Source organism: Tamaricihabitans halophyticus (assembly GCF_004340875.1).
GTDB lineage: Bacteria > Actinomycetota > Actinomycetes > Mycobacteriales > Pseudonocardiaceae > Tamaricihabitans > Tamaricihabitans halophyticus.
Window position 1 is genome coordinate 207,138 of sequence record NZ_SLXQ01000008.1, and the last position, 18,433, is coordinate 225,570.

An 18,433-nucleotide genomic window follows, 5' to 3' on the forward strand; every position below is an offset into this window, starting at 1 on the left:
CTCGCTGCTGTGTCTTGGGTCACATGTGGTGAGTGAAGCGGCGGATGTGTCAACAGCGGCCGTTGCGGGTAGCCGATTCCACGTAATCGAGTTCAGTGGGCAGCTCGGTGGGAGGAGGATCGCGTGGCTGAGACGAGCCGACTACCCAGTCCGGTGGCCGACGCATGGGACTGGCAGCGGTATGGCGCCTGCCGGGGAATGGACAGCGAGCTGTTCTTTCATCCGGACGCCGAGCGTGGGTACGCCCGGGACCGGCGGATCGCTCAGGCCAAGCAGATCTGCCGGCGATGTCCGGTGCAACCGGAATGCCGGAACCATGCCCTGACCGTGCGCGAACCTTTCGGGATCTGGGGAGGATTGGACGAGTCCGAACGGCGGTAGGCCAGCGTGACCGCGACGACCGCGTTCGCTACGGATCTTGCGGTCGTGGACTACCTGCGACTGCGCGGTGATCGGACAGGTCGTAGTGATCGAATGACACCACCAAGGTGCTTCCCACGGCGAACTCGGCCCGTAGCCGGTGGCTCGTTTCGAGTGCCCATGCCGCCAGCTCCCCGGGAGTATCGCTGCCTTGGTCAAGTCGGAGATGGAGCCGCCCATCCGCCGGTGCTCGCACCACGCAAGCGGTCTTGACGTGGATATGGGTCGGCGGTTCGTGCACCATCCATCTCTCCTGCTCGTAACTGTGAATCGGCGCCGATCGAGGCTAAAGTCGCGTGGAGTAACCTTACTGCATTATCCGAAAAGTATCATGAAATATTGGTGAGTGTCGAGCGTGACCTTGCTGCTTTACGACTAAAGTCAACGATGGGAGCATCGCCAACCGCGAGACACGAGGAGGCGAGCGATGACTGGCTCCGGTCCCTGGACGAGCGTGTCGATGCCGTACGTGAGTGGCCGCGCCAGCGATGCCTGGGGTGCCGAGGCAGCAGAACATGGCGGTAGGGGAACGCAGAAACTGCTCAGCGTGGAAGAGGTGGCCGCGTCCGCGATGGTGGCCGACATGCTTGGCTTGGTCGCGGGTGAGCCGGTGATCGCACGGTGCCGTCTTATGCTGTTCAACGATCACCCGGTCGAACTCGTCGAGTCGTACTATCCCGCAGGCATCGCGCGTGGAACCAGATTGGCCGAGGCCCGCAAGATCCCCGGTGGTGCCGTCGCGTTCCTCGCCGACCTCGGACATCCGCCTCGGCGCGTCCGCGAAGACGTCAGCGCGCGTCTGGCCACAGCGCACGAACGGACTACGTTGATGCTGGACGACCCGTCCTGCGTATTGCTGCTTGCCCGTGCGCTCGTCACCGAGAACGATCGGCCCATCGAAGCCAGCGTTATGACGATGGTGGCTGAGGGGCGACGCCTCCGATACGAGCTAACGCCGTGACCGCTCTGACGACGGCTCAAGGAGTATGCCGTGCCTCGCGTCCGTGACACTCGCCCCCGGCACCAGCAAATCGCGGCCGAACTGCGCGATCTCATCATGCGTGGCGAACTTGGCCCAGGCATGCAACTGCCGTCCACCGCGCAGCTGGTCGAGCGATACGGCACCGCAAACGCCACCATTCAACATGCACTCAAGGCACTGAAAGACGAAGGCTTCCTCGATAGCCGCGCCGGCAAAGGTGTCTATGTCCGCGACCGGCAACCGTTCGTCATTGACGCCTCCACCTATATCACGCCTGAACCAGGCCGATTCCACTACCGATTGCTCAGTGTCGACAGCGTCGCCCCGCCGGTCGACGTCGTTGATGCACTACAGCTGGAACCGGGAGCTACGGCGATCGTCCGTGCAAGAATCCTGCTGCACAACGACCAGCCCGTGGAACTGTCCGCGTCGTACTATCCCACCGAGATCGCCGCCGACACTGGCCTGGCCAAGGCCGCAAAGATCCGTGGTGGCGCACCTCAAGCCCTCGCGGACCTGGGATTTGCCCAACAGGCCTTCACTGACCGGATTTCGGCGCGGCCCCCGACGGTGCAGGAAGCCGAAGAGTTGGAACTCCCCGAAGGGACTCCAGTTATCCGGCAGTTACGCGTCATCTACAGCCATAACGATCGCCCCGTCGAAGCCTCGGTCCTCATCAAAGGGGCACACCTGTATGAGCTGCTATACCACCAAACTGTCAGGAACGAGTCGGACTAGCGGTGACCGCGTTCTCTAGGGTTCTTGCGATAGTTCGGCGCGCAACCGCGTGAGCGTGCGGGTCAGTAGTCGCGATACGTGCATTTGCGATATCCCGATTCGCTCGGCGATCTGGGTTTGGCTGAGGTTGCCGAAGAATCGAAGCAGCACGATCGCACGTTCCCGTTCCGGTAGGGCGTTCAGGGCCGGTTCGAGCGCTTCCCGGTTCTCCACCTGGCGTAGCTCGTCGTCGTAGTCACTGATGGCCAGCTCAGGTTGCCCAGTCGGCTGCGCATCGTCGATCGATACGGAGCGGTATACGTTGCTCGCGGCGAGGCCCTGATGCACCTCGTCAGTGCCCAGCCCAAGGTCGGCGGCGAGTTCGCGCGGCGTTGGCGCGCGACCAAGCGTCTGGGCGAGCCGGGCGCTCGCCGAGCTGATTGCCAGATGAAGTTCCTTGAGGCGACGCGGTACGCGCACCGCCCAGCCGGTGTCCCGGAAATGCCGGCGTACCTCGCCCATGACCGTGGGCACGGCGAAGGACAGGAAATCGGTGCCACGATTGGGGTCATACCGATCTACCGCGTTGATCAGCCCAATGGTGGCGACCTGCACGAGGTCGTCCGGGGCCTGGCCACGGTTGGCGAACCGGCGGGCGACATGCTTGGCGATTGGCAGGTGCTCGGTGACGAGCCGGTCTCGCAGGGCGGCGTGCTCGGGTTCGGCCGGATTGAGCGTGCCCAGGTTCCGGAACAGCGGTAGCAGGTGCGCGTACTCGTTCGGTCGCTGGGATGTCGACGTCAGCGTTGTGGATTCATGGGGCGCCGTCGATTCAGGGCGCACCGATCGCGATTGGGATGCGCTTGTCACGGCGGCGCGTCCTTTCGCTTCACGAAACGCACGTTCGCGCGGGGCCTGTCCTCGTGGGGTTCGCCGTCCACCCGACCGATTCCCTTCCCTTGCGCGTCCAGCCAGGACTCGGTGGCGTCGGTAAGGGCGGCAAGTACCTTCCCATCGAAACTGTCCGGGCCGGGCAGTTCGGTCGTGGTCACCGGGGCACTGGCGTGTACCGCTACCCAGTCCTGGCCAACGTCGAACCGGCACACCAGGCGTGCCTGCGGCCAGGACCTGGCGATGAGCACCGAGCAGATCTCGTCCATGGCCAGGGTGAAGTCCGCGATCATGTCCAGATCGAAGTCTTGGTTGACCGCAAGGCTGTTTGCCAGCGATCGGACCAATGACAGATGCGTCGGATCCGCACGAACCGCCAACTCGAGGTCGCCGGATACTCGATGCTCGGCCGAACCAGTGGACTCTGGCTGGCGGGGATACACCACGACGTTCTCCCAACGTCTACCGACAAGGCATACCGGCCGGCATACCACGGCGCGGAGAACCGTCCGCTGGCTACCGGGTAGCGATCGCATGGAATGCGTCCGGCACATTCGGGTACACGGCAGACTAGTAGCTAGACCGGCGACCCGGAGCGGACGGAGGACCGCGCGGTGCCGGCCGGCTAGTGCCCAGCGTCGCTGGTTGCGACGTGCCCGCGCGTCGGTTTCGGCAAGTACGGATAGCCCGGCGGAACCGAGGAAGTCGACGCCGCCCAGATCCACGATGAGATCACCCTGTGTATCCAGCGTCCGTTCCAGGCAGGCTCGAACGTCCGAGGCGGTGTTCAGGTCGAGGTCGCCGCTGACTCGCGCTACGTGGATGCCGGGACTGAGCACGTCTACCTGGACATCGCTGGACAGCGTAGCCAGATTCTCTCGCATGGTCTGCTCCGTTGCTGCGGGTAGTTGTCGCGGAACGGGCCGGGCGCGAGTCGTCGAGCGCGAGCCCGCGCACCGGATACCCGGCGCGGCTTGCTCTTTCACCGCTCAACCCCACGGTAGGCGGTGTGCCCCGTATCCCACAACTGGGTGAAGGTGGCCGAGAGGGTCGGTGGACCGTCCGATGTGGTCGCTTAGGGCGCGGCGGCGCCCCGCTGAGCGGGTGCGGTAAGCGGTCCGTACGGTGTGGGGGATCGCGTAGCAGACAACAGGAAGGTCCCACCATGCTCGCCTTGACCGACGCCGCGGCTGACGCGATCACCGCGCTGACGACACAAGAAGGACAGCAGGACAACGGTGGTTTGCGGTTCTCCGTGCAGGAGGACGAACAGTCCGGCGCCGCGCTCGCGCTTACCCTTGCGGAGCAACCGGAATCCGGTGACGAAGTAGTCAAGGCAGAGGACGGCGCTCGCGTCTTTCTCGAAGCACAGGCGGCCGAACTCCTCTCGGACAAGGTGCTCGACGTGCAGCCGGACGACGAGGGACAGCTGAACTTCGCTATCCGAGACCAGGACTAGCCACCTTCGGGGCGCAACCAGCGGCGCACCTGGTTATCGGACACCTGGTCGAAATCCCGATACCATTCGCCAACCGCCCGGAAATTCGCTGGCCTGGCAAGGCAATACACGGCGTCGGCCTCGGTAAGCCGGGCTAGCGCGGCTGGTGCGCCGACCGGTGCGGCCACAATGACGTGTGCCGCACCGGTTTTCCGGACAGCCCGGACGGCGACCGCCGCGGTGATGCCGGTAGCCAGCCCGTCATCGACGATCAACACATCGCACCCGTGCACCTCGGGCGGCCCGTTGCGTCCTTTGTAGACCTGGGCGCGCCGGCGCGCTTCGAGCTGTTCCCGGTCATGGATCGGTCGCAGGTCCTCTTCGGTGAGACCGAGCGCGCGCAGTGCTGCGGTGTCGTACTGGCAAACACCGTCGGCGGTGACCGCGCCAAGCCCGTATTCCGGTTGCCGCGGCGCGCCGATCTTCCGAACCACCAGTACGTCAAGCTTGGCGCCCAATGCTTCCGCGATCGGCGCCGCCACCGGCACGCCGCCTCGGGCGAGGCCGAGCACGACGGGGCTCGACCAGGCGCGGTTCGTGAGTACGACGGCGAGCGCGGCGCCCGCTTCGGTCCGGTTGTCGAACCGGAAATTCTTCCTGTCTCGGCGCATCGTCACCTCGCGGGACGGTAACCCCTACGGCGGAGATTGCTCCCTGCTGCCAAGGATAAGGATATCGGCGCGTGTCGAGCGGGGTCTGGCTACGCTGCGACGAGGATCCGATACTCGCCGGCGAGGAGGCGTATTCGTGTGGACAAGCCCGCCGCGCCCGCCCGCGGTCGAACCGGCCGAGACGGCGGACGCCGTGGTGATCGGGGCCGGCCCCAACGGGCTGGTCGCCGCGAACCTGCTGGTCGATGCCGGCTGGGACGTCCTGCTGGTGGAGGCGCAACCGGAACCGGGCGGCGCGGTTCGCACGGTGCGGCCGTTCGGTCCCGACTACCAGTTCGACCTGGCCAGCGCGTTCTATCCGCTCGCCGCGGTATCGCCGGCCATGCGGGACCTGCGCCTGGCCGAGTACGGCCTGCGGTGGTGTCACGCGCCAGCCGCGCTCGGCCATGTGTTGCCGGATGATCGCTGTGCGCTGCTGTTCAGGGACATCGAGGCGACCGCGGCTTCGCTGGATACCTTCGCGCCGGGTGACGGGGCGCGCTGGCGGACCCAGGCCCGACGCTGGCAAACGGTGCGTGCGGACCTACTGCGCGCGCTGCTCACCCCCTTCCCCCCGGTGCGTGCCGGGCTCGGCCTTGCCGCCACGCTTGGTGTGGGGGACGGGCTACGGTTCGCGCAGCAGGCGTTGCTGTCCGCCCGCGCGCTCGGGGAACGCGATTTCGCGGGCCAAGGGGCGCGATTGCTGCTCGCGGGCAGCGCGTTGCATACCGATCTCGGCCCCGAGCAAGCCGGCAGCGGGCTGTTCGGCTGGCTGCTGTGCATGCTTGCCCAGGACACCGGATTCCCGGCGCCGTACGGTGGCGCGGGCGCGCTGACGACGGCCCTGGTGCGGCGGTTCACCGCCAAGGGCGGCCGGCTGAACTGCGGCCGTGCGATCACGGGAGTGCTCACCGCGCGGGGGCGCGCGGTAGGCGTACGGGATGCCGCCGGCCAGCTGGTCCGCGCCCGCCAGGCGGTACTCGCGGATGTCTCGGCGCCAGCGCTGTATCTGGACCTCGTGGGGCCCGCGGCGTTGCCCCCGGCGTTCGTCGCGGACCTGCACGGGTTTCGCTGGGACGACGCGACGGTCAAGGTCAACTGGGCGCTGTCCGGCCCGATTCCCTGGCGAAATCCGGACGCCGCGCTTGCCGGCACCGTGCATCTCGACGGTGACCTCGATGATCTGTCCGGATTCAGTACCGACCTGGCGTGCGCCAGACAGCCAGCACGCCCGTTCGTCCTGCTCGGGCAGATGAGCACCACGGACCCTTCGCGTTCGCCGGCCGGTACCGAGACGGTGTGGGCGTATACCCACGTGCCGCGTGGTGTCATCTGGACCACCGATCGGCTGCGGCGGTACGCGGACCGGATCCAGGCCATCGTCGAGGCACACGCCAGCGGGTTCGGCACGCGCGTGCGTGATCGGTGGATACAGGGACCTGGTGAACTCGAGGCGAGCGACGCGAACCTGGCCGACGGCGCGATCAACGGTGGTACCGCGGCGCCGCACCAGCAACTGGTCTTCCGCCCCGTGCCAGGGCTGGGCAGAGCGGACACGCCTATCGACCGGTTGTTCCTGGCCAGCGCTTCGGCCCATCCGGGCGGTGCGGTACACGGTGCCCCTGGAGCCAATGCGGCGCGTGCGGCGCTGGCCCGCGCCGGGGTAGCCGGACCGGTCTACGCGGCGATGATGCGCCGGACGCGGCGCGCCCTGTACGGCTGAACGTCCGGTCTGCGGCGAAATGCGTTAGCCGGGTTCACTATCCTGGGACGAAGTATGTCCACCTCCGCCACGCCACCCGCGCCAGCCGAACTCCGCACCCAGCTCGCCGATGTGATGCTGCGCGATCAGCGGCGGCTCCGCCGCCGGCTGGATGGCATCGCCAAGATCAAGGACGCCGAGCGTCGCTCCGCCGCGCTCGGCGAGATCGCGACCGCGGTGGCCAGCGCACGGGACAGGGTGGCGCAGCGCCGCGCAGCCATCCCGGCAATCACGTACCCGGAGCAACTGCCGGTCAGCGCCCGTAAGGACGATATCGCCGCGGCCATCCGCGACCACCAGGTCGTCATCGTGGCAGGGGAGACCGGCTCGGGTAAGACCACCCAGCTGCCCAAGATCTGCCTCGAACAGGGCAGAGGGGTGCTGGGCAGTATCGGGCACACCCAGCCGCGCCGGATCGCGGCGCGCACGGTGGCCGAGCGTGTCGCCGAAGAGCTGGACCGGCCACTGGGTTCCACGGTCGGCTGGAAGGTGCGGTTCACCGACAACGTCGGGGCGGACACGCTGGTCAAGGTGATGACCGATGGCATTCTGCTTGCCGAGATCCAGCACGACCGGATGCTGCGCCAGTACGACACACTGATCATCGATGAGGCACACGAACGCAGCCTGAATATCGATTTCATCCTCGGCTACCTGAAGCAGCTGTTGCCCCGGCGGCCGGACCTGAAGGTGATCATCACCTCGGCCACGATTGACCCGGAGCGGTTCGCCGAGCATTTCGGCGGGGCGCCGATCGTCGAGGTGTCCGGGCGCACCTATCCCGTCGAGGTTCGCTACCGGCCAGTCATTGACCCTGCCGATCCGGATGCGGACCCGGACAGGGACCAGCTGCGGGCGATCAACGATGCGGTGGACGAACTCTGCGCGCACGGCCCAGGAGACATCCTGGTGTTCCTTTCCGGCGAGCGGGAGATCCGGGACGCCACCGAATCGCTGCGCAGCCGGCAGCTGCGCGGGGTGGATGTGCTGCCGCTGTACGGCCGACTGTCCGCGGCCGAACAGCATCGGGTGTTCCAACCGCACACCGGCCGACATATCGTGCTTGCCACCAACGTGGCCGAAACCTCGTTGACCGTGCCCGGGATCAAATACGTCATCGACCCTGGCACCGCGCGAATCTCGCGCTACAGCTACCGGACCAAGGTGCAGCGGCTGCCGATCGAACCGATCTCGCAGGCATCGGCGAACCAGCGCAAGGGACGGTGCGGGCGGGTTTCCGACGGCGTATGCATCCGGCTGTACGCGGAGGACGATTTCCTGGCACGGCCCGAGTTCACCGACCCGGAGATCCTGCGGACGAATCTGGCCTCCGTCATCTTGCAGATGATCGCGGCCAACCTCGGTGAGATCGGCTCGTTCCCGTTCCTCGACGCGCCCGACAAGCGCAATATCACCGCCGGTATGCAGTTGCTGCACGAGCTGCACGCGCTCACCACGGAGAACGCAACCGGACAACAGCAACCGCGACTGACCGAAACCGGCAGGAAACTCGCCCAGCTCCCGGTCGATCCCCGACTGGGACGGATGGTGCTCGAGGCGGCCAATCACGGCTGCGTCCGGGAAGTCATGGTGATCGCCGCCGCATTGTCCATTCAGGACCCTCGGGAGCGTCCGGCGGAAGCGAAACAAGCGGCCGATCAACAACACGCGCGCTTCACCGACAAGGGCTCCGACTTCCTGAGCTATCTGAACCTCTGGGAATACCTGACGGAGCAACAGAAACAACTCTCCGGAAACCAGTTCCGCAAACTGTGCCGCGCGGAGTACCTGAACTACCTGCGGGTCAGGGAATGGCAGGACGTCTTCGGTCAGTTGCGGCAGCTAGCCAGGGGACTGGACCTCACCGTGCCGCCTGGCCCTCGGGAGACCGCGATCGATCCCCGACATGTGCACACCGCCATTCTCGCCGGCCTGCTTTCGCACGTTGGTGTGAAGGATGGCGAGAAGAAGGAGTATCTCGGCGCGCGCGGGACGCGGTTCGCGATCTTTCCCGGCTCGGCCCTGTTCAAGAACCAGCCACGCTGGGTGGTCGCTGCCGAACTGGTGGAAACGTCCCGGCTGTGGGCGCGAACCAACGCCGCCGTGGAACCGGATCAGCTGGAGCGACTGGCCGAACACCTGGTCAAACGTTCCTATTCGGAGCCACACTGGGAGCGCAACCGGGGCGCCGTGGTGGCTTACGAGAAGGTCACGCTCTACGGTGTGCCGATCGTGCCGCGCCGCAAGGTGAACTACGCGCCGGTCGATCCGGAACTGTGCCGCGAGTTGTTCATCCGGCACGCGCTTGTCGACGGTGACTGGCGCAGTTCGCACCAGTTCCTGCGAGCGAACCGGGCATTGCTGGACGAGGTCGCCGACCTGGAGCAGCGTGCGCGCCGGCGGGACATTCTGGTCGACGACGAAACGCTGTTCGCCTTCTATGACGAGCGTATCCCCGCCGAAGTCGTCTCGGCGCGGCATTTCGACAGCTGGTGGAAGAAGGCCAAACGAGACAAGCCGGAGCTGCTCACCTTCGATCCGGCGATGCTGCGCAACGACGGCGCGGCCGGGGTGGACGGGGCCGAGTATCCCGACCAGTGGTCGTCCGGCGAGCTGGCCTTGCCGCTTGCCTACGAGTTCGAACCGGGTAGCGCCACCGACGGGGTGACCGTCGATATCCCGCTCGCCGCGCTGAACCAGGTCTCCGCGGCTGACTTCTCCTGGCAGGTGCCGGGATTGCGGGAGGAACTCGTGGTCGCGCTGATCAAGTCGCTACCCAAACAGCTGCGTAGACAGTTCGTCCCCGCGCCGGATTTCGCCAAGGCCGCGATCGCGCGGATGTCCGGTTCGGACGCGTCGCTGCTCGACGAGCTGGCGCGGGCACTCGGTCGGCTGACCGGAGTGACGATCCCGCCGGAATCCTGGCAGCTGGACCGGGTGCCGGACCATTTGCGACTGACCTACCGGATTCTGGATGAGCAGGGTCGCACGGTGGACCAGGGCAAGGATCTCGCCGTTGTCAAGGAACGGATGCGGCCCAAGATGCGCGCCGCGATCGCGGCCACGGCTGGGGATATCGAGCGGACCGGCCTGGTTGCCTGGGAGATCGGTGAGCTGCCCCGGACCCACGAGCAGCGCGCCGATGGATACCCGGTGACCGCCTTTCCCGCACTGGTCGACGAGGGCACCAGCGTCGCCGTCCGGCTGCAGGAAACGCCGGAGCAACAGGAAACGGAGCACTGGCGGGGCACGCGGCGGCTACTCCGTCTGGTGCTACCCAGCCCGAACAAGGCGATCCAGCGCGGTCTGGACAACGCGGCGAAACTGACGCTCGCGCATAATCCGCACGGCGGCGTCGGCGCGCTACTCGAAGACTGCATTGATTGTGCGGTGGATGCGCTACTCGCCGATGCCGGCGGTCCGGTCTGGGACGAACCGAGTTTCACGCGGCTACGCGACAGGGCCGCGCCGAGGCTGAACGCGACGGTGCTCGCGGTGCTTGGCGACGTACGCGACGCATTGGCCGCGGCGCGGGAAGTGGAGGCCGCGCTCGCGGATGCGCGGTTCGCGCCGCCGCCGGCGGTCGCCGATATTCGCCGGCAGCTGGCCGGGTTGATCTACCCGGGCTTCGTGACCGGCGTCGGGTTCGGACAGCTGCCCGAGTTGCCGCGCTATCTGCGGGCGATGGAACGCAGGTTGGCCAAACTCGCCCAGCAGCCGGATCGCGATGCCGAACTGATGCGCTCGATCGCCGAGCTCAGCGGCGAGTACGAGGAACTCGCCAAGCGTGGCGATACCGCGCCGGCGGTGCGCGAGGTTCGCTGGATGATTGAGGAACTGCGGGTGAGTTTCTTCGCGCAGGAGCTCAAAACGGCGTACCCGATTTCGGTGAAGCGGGTGCGCCGCGCACTGGCCGAACTCGGCTAGCACCGGGTTCAGGTCAGATCGGCGAACTTCTCCACGTCTCCGGATCGCCCGGAGACGATCAGGATGTCGTTGCGGTGCAGCACCGTTTCGGGTGTCGCGTAGGTGAAGCCCTCACCGGGCCGTTTGATACCCACGACGGTGATGCCGTACTTCACCCGGAGGTTGCTCTCCGAAAGCGGCAGGTTCGCGGCCTCGGCGGGGGCCAGTGTCTTGACGATCGCGTAGTCGTCCTCGAACTCGATGTAGTCCAGCATTCGCCCGGTGACCAGGTGCGCCACCCGCTCGCCCATATCGTGCTCGGGCTGTACCACGTGGTGGGCACCAATGCGACGCAGGATCCGCGCGTGCTCGGCGCTCACCGCCTTGGCCCAGATATGTGGTACCTCGAAGTCCACGAGCAGCGAGGTGGTCAGGATGCTGGCCTCCAGATCGCCGATCGCCACCACCGCGCGGTGGAAATCCGGCACGCCGAGCTGCCGCAGTGTTTCCACATCCGTGGTGTCCGCGATCGCCGTGTACGTGAGGTCATCGGCGTACTGCTGGACCAGTCGGGAGTCCGCGTCGAGCGCGAGTACTTCGGAGCCGCGTTCGGCGAGTTCGAGGGCCAGCGCGCCACCGAACCGGCCCAGCCCGATCACCACGACGCGGGATGATTTGGGGGTTGTGTTGTTCTTAGCCAACGATCGGTCGCTCCTCGGGTAGTTCGTACCGGCGTGCCCGCTCACGCAGGGCAAGTGCTGAAGCCAGGGTGATGGGTCCCAGTCTGCCGATAAACATCAGCAGCACGATGATGAGTTGTCCCGCTGGCGGCAGATCGGCGGTGATGCCGGTGGACAGCCCGACGGTGCCGAACGCGGATACCGATTCGAACAGCACCTGGTCAAGCGTGAACGGGGTCAACACCAGCAGGGCCGCGGTCGCCGCCATCACGACCCCGACACCGAGCAGCGCCACGGTCAGTGCCTGCCGCTGCAGTGCACTTGGCAGCCTGCGGCCCATCACGTGCACGGTCGGCTCACCGCGGATCTCCGCGATGATCACGAAGGCCAGTAGGGCGAACGTGGTGACCTTGATACCGCCCGCGGTGCCCGCGCTGCCGCCGCCGATGAACATCAGGATGTCGTTGACCAGCAGGGTGGCCGAATTGAACTCGCCGACATCCAGCGCGTTGAACCCGGCGGTACGCGGGGTGATGCCATGGAACAGTCCGGCGAGGAGCTTGTCGCCGACGCTGAGCGGTCCCAAGGTCGCGGGATTGCGCCACTCCAACATGGTGACCGCGATCGAGCCAGCTACCAGCAGCGAACCGTAGGTCAGCAGGGTGATCTTCACATGCAGCGACCAGCGGCCAAGCCGGCCACGCAGCCAGCGGCCCACCTGGAACAGCACCGGGAAGCCGATCCCGCCAAGTACCACCGCGGTCATGATGGGCACGAGCACGCCCGCGTCGGTCACGAACGGCATCAGATTGTCCGACCACAAGGCGAAACCCGCGTTGTTGAACGACGAAATCGCATGGAACACGCCCAGGTAGATCGCGCGTCCCCACTCGTAGCCCAGTCCGATGAACCGGGTGGCCAGCGCTATGGTGACCACCAGTTCGATCACGAGGGCGAGCAGGATGATGCGCACCACCACCCTGCGGACCTCACCGAACTCGAGGCTCTTCGTCTCGGACTGGGCGGTGCGTTGCATTCGCAAGCCGAGTGTGCGGGCGACGAGCATGCCGATCAGCGAGGCGAAGGTCATGATGCCGAAGCCGCCGATCTGGATCAGCCCGAGCAGTACGACCTCGCCGAAGGCAGACCAGTGCGAGCCGGTGTCCACGACGATATGCCCGGTGACGCACACCGCGGAGGTCGCGGTGAACAGCGCCGTCAGCACCTCGGTCGGCTGGCCGTTCGCCGAGGAGATCGGCAGGGAAAGCAGCAGCGTGCCGAGGGCGGTCACCCCAGCGAAACCCCAGACCACCATCTGCGGCGGCTTCCGCGAGTTCGGCAGCAGCCGCCGCAGCGCCTCCTTCGCGGACCGCCATGCCGACACCGGTGCCGTCACACCCGTCTCCTCCGCCTGGTCAGGAAGGTCTCGGTCGACCGTTTCCGCCGAGTCGACCTCGCAGCGATCTCCGCGCTCGAGGCATCAGCACGCCGAACTCTAATCGCCCCTCCGGGTGGTTGCTGGGCACCCCGCCGAGGGCGCACGGCGGAACCTTGACCAGATACATGCAGGCTGACATGTTTGTATCGTGCCCAGTTCCTACTGGCGGGTCAGGTTCTACCGGAGGGATGCGCGGTGCTCGAGTGGTCCGATACCGAAGCGCTAGTTCAGCGAACGATCAGGGAGTTCGTGGACAAGGAGATTCGTCCGCAGGTCGATGCGCTCGAGCACGGTGAGTTGGCGCCCTACGAGGTACTCCGGAAGCTGTTCAGTTCCTTCGGACTCGATGTGGCGGCGCGGGAGGCCACCGAGGCCAGCATCGCCAGCCAGCGGGAACGCGAAGCCGCCGGAGCCGCGGCTGAGGCCACCTCGGACGCGGGAGCGTCGACGTCGAGCCAGGAGAAGCCCGTCAAAGGCGGCCTGTTCGGTCCGGCAGGGGCTGGGCAGGAAGCGATGGGTCTGATCGCGGTCACCGAACTGTGCCGGGTATGCCCGGGATTGGTCGCTGCGCTCGGAGTGAGCCTCGGGTTGGCCGCCGGCACCGTCAACGCGCGGGGCACCGCGGCGCAACGGGCTCGCTGGGGCGCGGAACTGGCCACACTGGACAAGATCGGCGCGTGGGCGATAACCGAGCCGGACTCGGGGTCGGACGCCTTCGGTGGCATGCAGACCACCGTGCGCAAACAAGGCGATGGATATGTCCTCAATGGACAAAAGACGTTCATCACCAACGGGCCTTTTGCGGATATCGTGGTGGTATACGCCAAATTGGATGATGGAACCACCGATCGGCGCAGGCGCCCGGTACTGACCTTCGTGCTTGATTCCGGGATGCCTGGCTTCACCCAGTCGCGTCCGTTGCGCAAGATGGGCATTCACTCGTCACCGACCGGTGAGCTCTTCTTCGACGACGTCTATCTCGAGCCCGAACGGCTACTGGGCTCGGCAACGGCTGGCGCCGAGGGTAAGGACAGTGCCAGGAGCAATTTCGCGACCGAACGGGTCGGTGTGGCGGCGATGGCCCTGGGCATCATCGAGGAGTGCCTGGCGCGCTGCGTGGACTACGCGAACAACCGCAAGCTGTGGGGGCAGCCGATCGCTGATTTCCAGCTGGTTCAGCTCAAACTGGCCAAAATGGAGGTGGCCAGGATGAACGTGCAGAACCTGGTGTACCGGGTGGTGGAGACGATGCGCGCGGAGCGTACGTCCTCGCTCGCCGAGGCGTCGGCGATGAAGCTCTACTCCTCCCAGGCGGCAACGGAAGTGGCGCTCGAGGCGGTGCAGCTGTTCGGAGGAAACGGATACATGGCGGAATACCGGGTGGAGCAGCTGGCAAGGGACGCCAAATCGCTGGAGATCTACGCCGGTAGCAACGAGATCCAGGTAACCCATATCGCCAGGGGCCTGCTCGCGAACTAGCCACGATCCGCTCGGCGGCGGCTAGACTGCCGGCACGATGATCGAACCGCCCGCATTGCTGGACCGGGTACTGGCCAGTGTCGAGCCGGATGACCCCGGCACGCGCGCGATCCTGGATTGTGCACTGACCGCGTTCACCGCCTCCGGGGTACGCCGTAGCACCATGGGCGAGATCGCCGAGCGGGCTGGGCTCGGCGTGGCCACCCTGTACCGCCGGTTTCCCCGGAAAGAGCAGCTAGTCGAGGCGGTCGTGCTGCGCGAGGTGCGCCGGTTCATCGAGCATGTGGACGCCCGGATCCAGCGGGTCTCCGGGATGCCTGCCCAGGTGGTTGAGGGCTTTGTCGCGTTCGCGGTCGGGGTTCGGGAGCATCCGCTGCTTGGCACGCTGCTGAGCAGCGAGCCGGATACCGTGCTGCCAGCCTGCACTGTTGCGGGTGGTCCGATGTTGGCGCTGGCCAGGACCTATCTGACCGAGCAGATTCAGCGGTTGCAAAACACCGGGGAGCTGCCGATGTTCGATCCGGAACCGGCCGCGGAGATCATCGCGCGATTGACGCATTCGCTGATGCTCACCCCAGACGGCCGGATTCCGATCGGTGACGACGAGCGGACCAGGGCGTTCGCGCGGGACCACATCATCCCGTTGCTCGCCGGACCGCCCGCGTCTGGCGGATCCGAAACGGCGCGTTAGGCCCACAGCCGGGGTGGCAACCTCGGCCATTCGCCCGCCCGTTCGGCGGCGATCCGCTCGGCGAGTTCCGCCCACTGTGCGGGGGTCAACCGCTGGGCCGGCGTGCCTGGGTGGACGATCGGGCGCAGCGGGCGCAACCAGCGATGGGGCTTATCGCCGGTGATCGCCCGAAGCATGCCACCGATGTGCTGACTGGGCGTCCGGTAGGCGGTGGACAGCAGTAGCCAGAGCACTCGCTGGTTGCCTGGTCGCGTGCCCGCTCTGGGGCGGATCAGCAGATGCGCCGCGTTGACCCGTGGCTGTGGCGAGAAGGCGGCAGCTGGTACCTGGTTGACCAGGGTGAGCTCGAAGCGCGCTCGCCACCAGGCGGTCGTCAGATCACGCGGTCGAGCGGCCGTGAGTCGTTTGGCGAATCCCCATTCGACAAGCAGGCTGGCGCCGCGCAACCCGCTGTTCGGCGGGTCGAGCAACCGGCGCAGCAGTACCGTGGACAGTCCGAACGGGATGTTCGCTACCGCGGTGAATCCCTTGCGTGGCAACGTGAATTCCCGAATGTCGGCCTGCCGTAGGCGTAGCCCGGGGGAGTTGGCGAAGCGGTGGCGGAGTTGGCGTACGAATCGCTCGTCTCGTTCGATGGCGAGTACGGTCGCGCCGGTGCGCAGCAGTGGTGCGGTGATGGCGCCGCTGCCGGGGCCGAACTCGACCACCAGATCGCCGGCGCCAACTCGAGCGGCGCGCACGAGCGCGGTCGCCGTCCGCGGCGAGGTGAGAAAGTGCACGCCGGCGGAGTCGGACTCGCGCATGGCCGACGTGGTTGTGCGTAGGTTGGGTTTCTTGCGGTGCGGGGTATGCGGCATTGCCTGCTCCGAGAATCGCTGCGGATCGGGACATGCGCGGCTACAACCGAGTGGAAATCGGGAGCCTGCGCCTCTGTCACGCAGCGGTAAGCGGTCGTGCGTCACCGCTTCTTGGAGTGAATAGCTACCCAGCCGGGAGGTTCACCCCGGGAAACTGACGTCAGGAAGTTCCGGAACCGCCGCGTTCAGCGCTGACGGGTCCGGATCATGAAAAATGCGCACATGCGTTCCATGATAGGGGACGGGTGGTGTCAACGCGCGGCCAGGTGCGGGGCTACGCCGAGCACACCGCCGATGTGATGATCTGGCGCCGTGGAACAGGTCACGAATCTGTGGTCGCGGATCATCGAGGGGCAGGCGCCGCCGCCGAGCTGGGTCGTCATCGGCACCGGTGTGCTGGCCCTGCTGATCGTGCTCACCGGCGGGCCATGGCGGCTGGCGCGTGGGGTGGTCACGATCGTGCACGAGGCCGGCCACGCGCTGGTCGCGGTGCTCGTCGGACGGAAACTGAGCGGTATCCGACTGCACTCGGACACCTCGGGCGTGACGGTCTCCAAGGGCAAGCCGACGGGGCCGGGCATGGTGGCCACCGCCTTCGCCGGGTACCCGGCGCCATCCTTGCTTGGCCTGCTGTTCGCGGTCCTGCTTGGCAACGGCCGGATCGCCGCGCTGCTGACGGTCGCGGCGCTCTTGCTGCTCGGCGTGCTGGTGATGGTGCGCAACGCCTACGGCGTGCTATCCGTACTCGGCGCTGGCGCGGTCCTGGTGGGCATCGCCTGGCTCGCGCCGACGGCGGTGCAGGCCGCGTTCGCCTACCTGATCACCTGGCTGCTGCTGATCGCCGGCCTGCGGCCGCTGGTCGAGCTGCAGAGAAAACGACGCCGTGGCCGCGCGCCCGACTCCGATGCCGACCAGCTCGCGCGGTTGACCGGAGTGCCCGGCGCGCTCTGGTTGCTGATCTTCGCTGTCATGGCATTGACCTGCGTTGTGGTCGGCGGCACCACCCTGCTCGCCGAAGTGCTGCCGAACGGGCTCCTGCCCACCGGTTCGGCCAGCTGATTCGGCCAGCTGAGCAGCACCGCCCTGCGCGGCTCCACGGATGGGCGTGCGGCACACTGAGGCCCGCGAGGCTCGCTCGACAAGGTGCGGTAGAAGGGATTGAGTACTGGTGGCGCAGCAGGTGTACGACGTGGTCGCGCGGTGTGCGGCGGAAGCCAAACGGGCGGCGCCGAGCCTGGCCACAGCCAGCGCGGCCGCGGTGGACGCGGCACTGGTGGCGATGGCCGACCGGCTGACCGTCGCTCGAGACCGGGTACTCGCCGCGAACGCCGAGGACATCCGGGCGGCCGAACAGGACGGCATGAGTGCTGGACTCCTGGACCGCCTGCGGATCACCGAAGAGCGGCTGTCCGGGATGGCTGAGCAACTGCGCCTGCTCGCCGCGGCCGATCACCCGGAGCGGGAGGTCCCGGTCGCCGAACTCGATGGCGGGTTGCGCCTGGTTGAGCGGCGGCGTCCGGTCGGGGTGCTCGGCGCGAACTACGAGGCACGGCCGAACGTGACCGTGGACGTCGCCTCCCAGCTGGTGAAATCCCGCAACGCGGGAGTACTGCGCACCGGTTCCGCCGCCCTGGGCTCGGCCACGGCGCTGCTCGACGAGGTGATCGCGCCAGGGCTGCGGGCCGCGGGGCTCGACCCGGCGTTGATCCAGCTGGTGCCCAGTGCCGATCGCCAGGCGGCCAGCGCACTGGTCGCGCTCCCGGACCTGGTGCCGCTGGTGATTCTGCGTGGCAGCGGGGAGAGCACCAGGGAGCTGAGCCGGCTCGCCGCTGGACACGGGGTGCGCACTTTGGCGCATGCCGACGGTGGTGGCGTGCTGTACATCGACCCGGCCGCGGACCAGGACAAGGCGTACGAGCTGATCGCGGCCGGCCTTGACCGGCTCGGCGTGTGCAACCGGCTGAACCTGCTGTTGCTGCCCGAGTCGAGCTTCGCCGAATGGCTTCCTGGGGTGCGTGCGGTGCTGGACAAGGCGGGCGTAACAGCCTCGCTTCCGCCGCATGACCACCCGATCGGTTACGAGTGGGCGCTGGACGCCGACCAGGAAGCGACCGTGACGATCGCCCCGGTGGAGAACGCGGCGCGGGCGGCCGAGCTGGCCAACGAGGAGACCTCGGGGCTGGCCGCGGGCATCGTCACCGAGGACGCCGAGGCTGCCGAGGCCTTCCTGGCCGGCTACACCGGCACGGGGGTCTTCTGGAACGCGACCACGCGGTTGCTTGACGGCTTCAAGCTGCTCGGAGTGCCGGAGACGGGAATCAATATCGACCGAGTGCCGGGACCACGCGGTCCGGTCACCTACGGCGACCTCTGCCTGCGGCAATACGCGGTGCTGCCGGCCGACCGGCTCGACTGACGTGGTTGCGCGCGGCAGCAGTGCGATGTGATCTTGCCAACCCGCC

The 18,433-nt window shown here is 67.0% G+C and carries 17 protein-coding genes; 10 read left to right on the forward strand and 7 right to left on the reverse strand.

What is annotated here, in order from left to right:
- Positions 1 to 123: 123 nt before the first annotated feature.
- Positions 124 to 381, forward strand: a complete 258-nt coding sequence (locus EV191_RS18840) for a WhiB family transcriptional regulator (RefSeq protein ID WP_132878411.1) — start codon at positions 124 to 126, stop codon at positions 379 to 381.
- A gap of 28 nt (positions 382 to 409) precedes the next feature.
- On the opposite strand, the gene EV191_RS18845 is transcribed toward EV191_RS18840, so the two are convergent.
- On the reverse strand, positions 410 to 664 hold the full coding sequence (locus tag EV191_RS18845) for a hypothetical protein (RefSeq protein WP_132878412.1): 255 nt from the start codon (positions 662 to 664) through the stop codon (positions 410 to 412).
- A 183-nt stretch (positions 665 to 847) separates the two neighbouring features.
- Here EV191_RS18845 and EV191_RS18850 point away from each other — a divergent pair, with 183 nt between their 5' ends.
- Positions 848 to 1,381 carry a GntR family transcriptional regulator gene (locus EV191_RS18850; RefSeq protein WP_132878413.1) on the forward strand — a complete coding sequence of 178 codons (534 nt, stop codon included), beginning with the start codon at positions 848 to 850 and terminating at the stop codon, positions 1,379 to 1,381.
- A 30-nt stretch (positions 1,382 to 1,411) separates the two neighbouring features.
- The gene (locus tag EV191_RS18855) at positions 1,412 to 2,140 is read left to right on the forward strand and encodes a GntR family transcriptional regulator (RefSeq protein WP_132878414.1); all 729 of its coding nucleotides are present in this window, start codon (positions 1,412 to 1,414) and stop codon (positions 2,138 to 2,140) included.
- A gap of 15 nt (positions 2,141 to 2,155) precedes the next feature.
- On the opposite strand, the gene EV191_RS18860 is transcribed toward EV191_RS18855, so the two are convergent.
- Positions 2,156 to 2,923 (reverse strand): SigB/SigF/SigG family RNA polymerase sigma factor, encoded by a 768-nt coding sequence (locus tag EV191_RS18860; RefSeq protein WP_132878487.1) that lies wholly within the window; start codon positions 2,921 to 2,923, stop codon positions 2,156 to 2,158.
- A gap of 62 nt (positions 2,924 to 2,985) precedes the next feature.
- Positions 2,986 to 3,894 carry an STAS domain-containing protein gene (locus EV191_RS18865; protein ID WP_132878415.1) on the reverse strand — a complete coding sequence of 303 codons (909 nt, stop codon included), beginning with the start codon at positions 3,892 to 3,894 and terminating at the stop codon, positions 2,986 to 2,988.
- A gap of 281 nt (positions 3,895 to 4,175) precedes the next feature.
- Between EV191_RS18865 and EV191_RS18870 the strand changes: the two genes are divergently transcribed.
- Entirely contained in the window at positions 4,176 to 4,469 is a 294-nt protein-coding gene (locus tag EV191_RS18870) for an iron-sulfur cluster biosynthesis family protein (protein WP_132878416.1), read from the forward strand.
- Here EV191_RS18870 and EV191_RS18875 read toward each other — a convergent pair.
- Entirely contained in the window at positions 4,466 to 5,119 is a 654-nt protein-coding gene (locus EV191_RS18875) for a phosphoribosyltransferase (RefSeq protein WP_132878488.1), read from the reverse strand. The two genes, EV191_RS18870 and EV191_RS18875, sit on opposite strands and share 4 nt — an antisense overlap.
- A 136-nt stretch (positions 5,120 to 5,255) precedes the next feature.
- Between EV191_RS18875 and EV191_RS18880 the strand changes: the two genes are divergently transcribed.
- Together EV191_RS18880 and hrpA are read left to right on the forward strand one after the other, a co-directional pair.
- Entirely contained in the window at positions 5,256 to 6,881 is a 1,626-nt protein-coding gene (locus EV191_RS18880) for a phytoene desaturase family protein (protein ID WP_132878417.1), read from the forward strand.
- A gap of 54 nt (positions 6,882 to 6,935) precedes the next feature.
- The gene (hrpA, locus tag EV191_RS18885) at positions 6,936 to 10,847 is read left to right on the forward strand and encodes an ATP-dependent RNA helicase HrpA (protein WP_132878418.1); all 3,912 of its coding nucleotides are present in this window, start codon (positions 6,936 to 6,938) and stop codon (positions 10,845 to 10,847) included.
- Between the two features lie 8 nt (positions 10,848 to 10,855).
- On the opposite strand, the gene EV191_RS18890 is transcribed toward hrpA, so the two are convergent.
- Positions 10,856 to 11,488, reverse strand: coding sequence for a potassium channel family protein (locus EV191_RS18890; RefSeq protein WP_132878419.1), 633 nt, complete (start codon positions 11,486 to 11,488; stop codon positions 10,856 to 10,858).
- Between the two features lie 31 nt (positions 11,489 to 11,519).
- Positions 11,520 to 12,902, reverse strand: a complete 1,383-nt coding sequence (locus EV191_RS18895) for a TrkH family potassium uptake protein (RefSeq protein WP_424565482.1) — start codon at positions 12,900 to 12,902, stop codon at positions 11,520 to 11,522.
- 237 nt (positions 12,903 to 13,139) lie between these two features.
- Here EV191_RS18895 and EV191_RS18900 point away from each other — a divergent pair, with 237 nt between their 5' ends.
- Positions 13,140 to 14,423 (forward strand): acyl-CoA dehydrogenase family protein, encoded by a 1,284-nt coding sequence (locus EV191_RS18900; RefSeq protein WP_132878420.1) that lies wholly within the window; start codon positions 13,140 to 13,142, stop codon positions 14,421 to 14,423.
- Between the two features lie 37 nt (positions 14,424 to 14,460).
- The gene (locus tag EV191_RS18905; protein ID WP_132878421.1) at positions 14,461 to 15,114 is read left to right on the forward strand and encodes a TetR/AcrR family transcriptional regulator; all 654 of its coding nucleotides are present in this window, start codon (positions 14,461 to 14,463) and stop codon (positions 15,112 to 15,114) included.
- Here EV191_RS18905 and EV191_RS18910 read toward each other — a convergent pair.
- Positions 15,111 to 15,917 carry a ribosomal RNA small subunit methyltransferase A gene (locus EV191_RS18910; protein ID WP_243659053.1) on the reverse strand — a complete coding sequence of 269 codons (807 nt, stop codon included), beginning with the start codon at positions 15,915 to 15,917 and terminating at the stop codon, positions 15,111 to 15,113. The genes EV191_RS18905 and EV191_RS18910 overlap by 4 nt on opposite strands.
- Before the next feature lie 366 nt (positions 15,918 to 16,283).
- Here EV191_RS18910 and EV191_RS18915 point away from each other — a divergent pair, with 366 nt between their 5' ends.
- Both EV191_RS18915 and EV191_RS18920 read left to right on the forward strand, forming a co-directional pair.
- Positions 16,284 to 17,030, forward strand: coding sequence for a M50 family metallopeptidase (locus tag EV191_RS18915; RefSeq protein WP_132878422.1), 747 nt, complete (start codon positions 16,284 to 16,286; stop codon positions 17,028 to 17,030).
- Between the two features lie 109 nt (positions 17,031 to 17,139).
- Positions 17,140 to 18,387 (forward strand): aldehyde dehydrogenase family protein, encoded by a 1,248-nt coding sequence (locus EV191_RS18920; protein ID WP_424565483.1) that lies wholly within the window; start codon positions 17,140 to 17,142, stop codon positions 18,385 to 18,387.
- Positions 18,388 to 18,433 lie beyond the last annotated feature (46 nt).

Bases quoted from the DNA above. Each gene is read 5' to 3' on its own strand.
- EV191_RS18865 (WP_132878415.1), bottom strand. From the start codon at position 3,894: ATGCGAGAGAATCTGGCTACGCTGTCCAGCGATGTCCAGGTAGACGTG.
- EV191_RS18910 (WP_243659053.1), bottom strand. From the start codon at position 15,917: ATGCGCGAGTCCGACTCCGCCGGCGTGCACTTTCTCACCTCGCCGCGG.
- hrpA (WP_132878418.1), top strand. From the start codon at position 6,936: ATGTCCACCTCCGCCACGCCACCCGCGCCAGCCGAACTCCGCACCCAG.
- EV191_RS18870 (WP_132878416.1), top strand. From the start codon at position 4,176: ATGCTCGCCTTGACCGACGCCGCGGCTGACGCGATCACCGCGCTGACG.
- EV191_RS18845 (WP_132878412.1), bottom strand. From the start codon at position 664: ATGGTGCACGAACCGCCGACCCATATCCACGTCAAGACCGCTTGCGTG.
- EV191_RS18875 (WP_132878488.1), bottom strand. From the start codon at position 5,119: ATGCGCCGAGACAGGAAGAATTTCCGGTTCGACAACCGGACCGAAGCG.
- EV191_RS18905 (WP_132878421.1), top strand. From the start codon at position 14,461: ATGATCGAACCGCCCGCATTGCTGGACCGGGTACTGGCCAGTGTCGAG.
- EV191_RS18850 (WP_132878413.1), top strand. From the start codon at position 848: ATGACTGGCTCCGGTCCCTGGACGAGCGTGTCGATGCCGTACGTGAGT.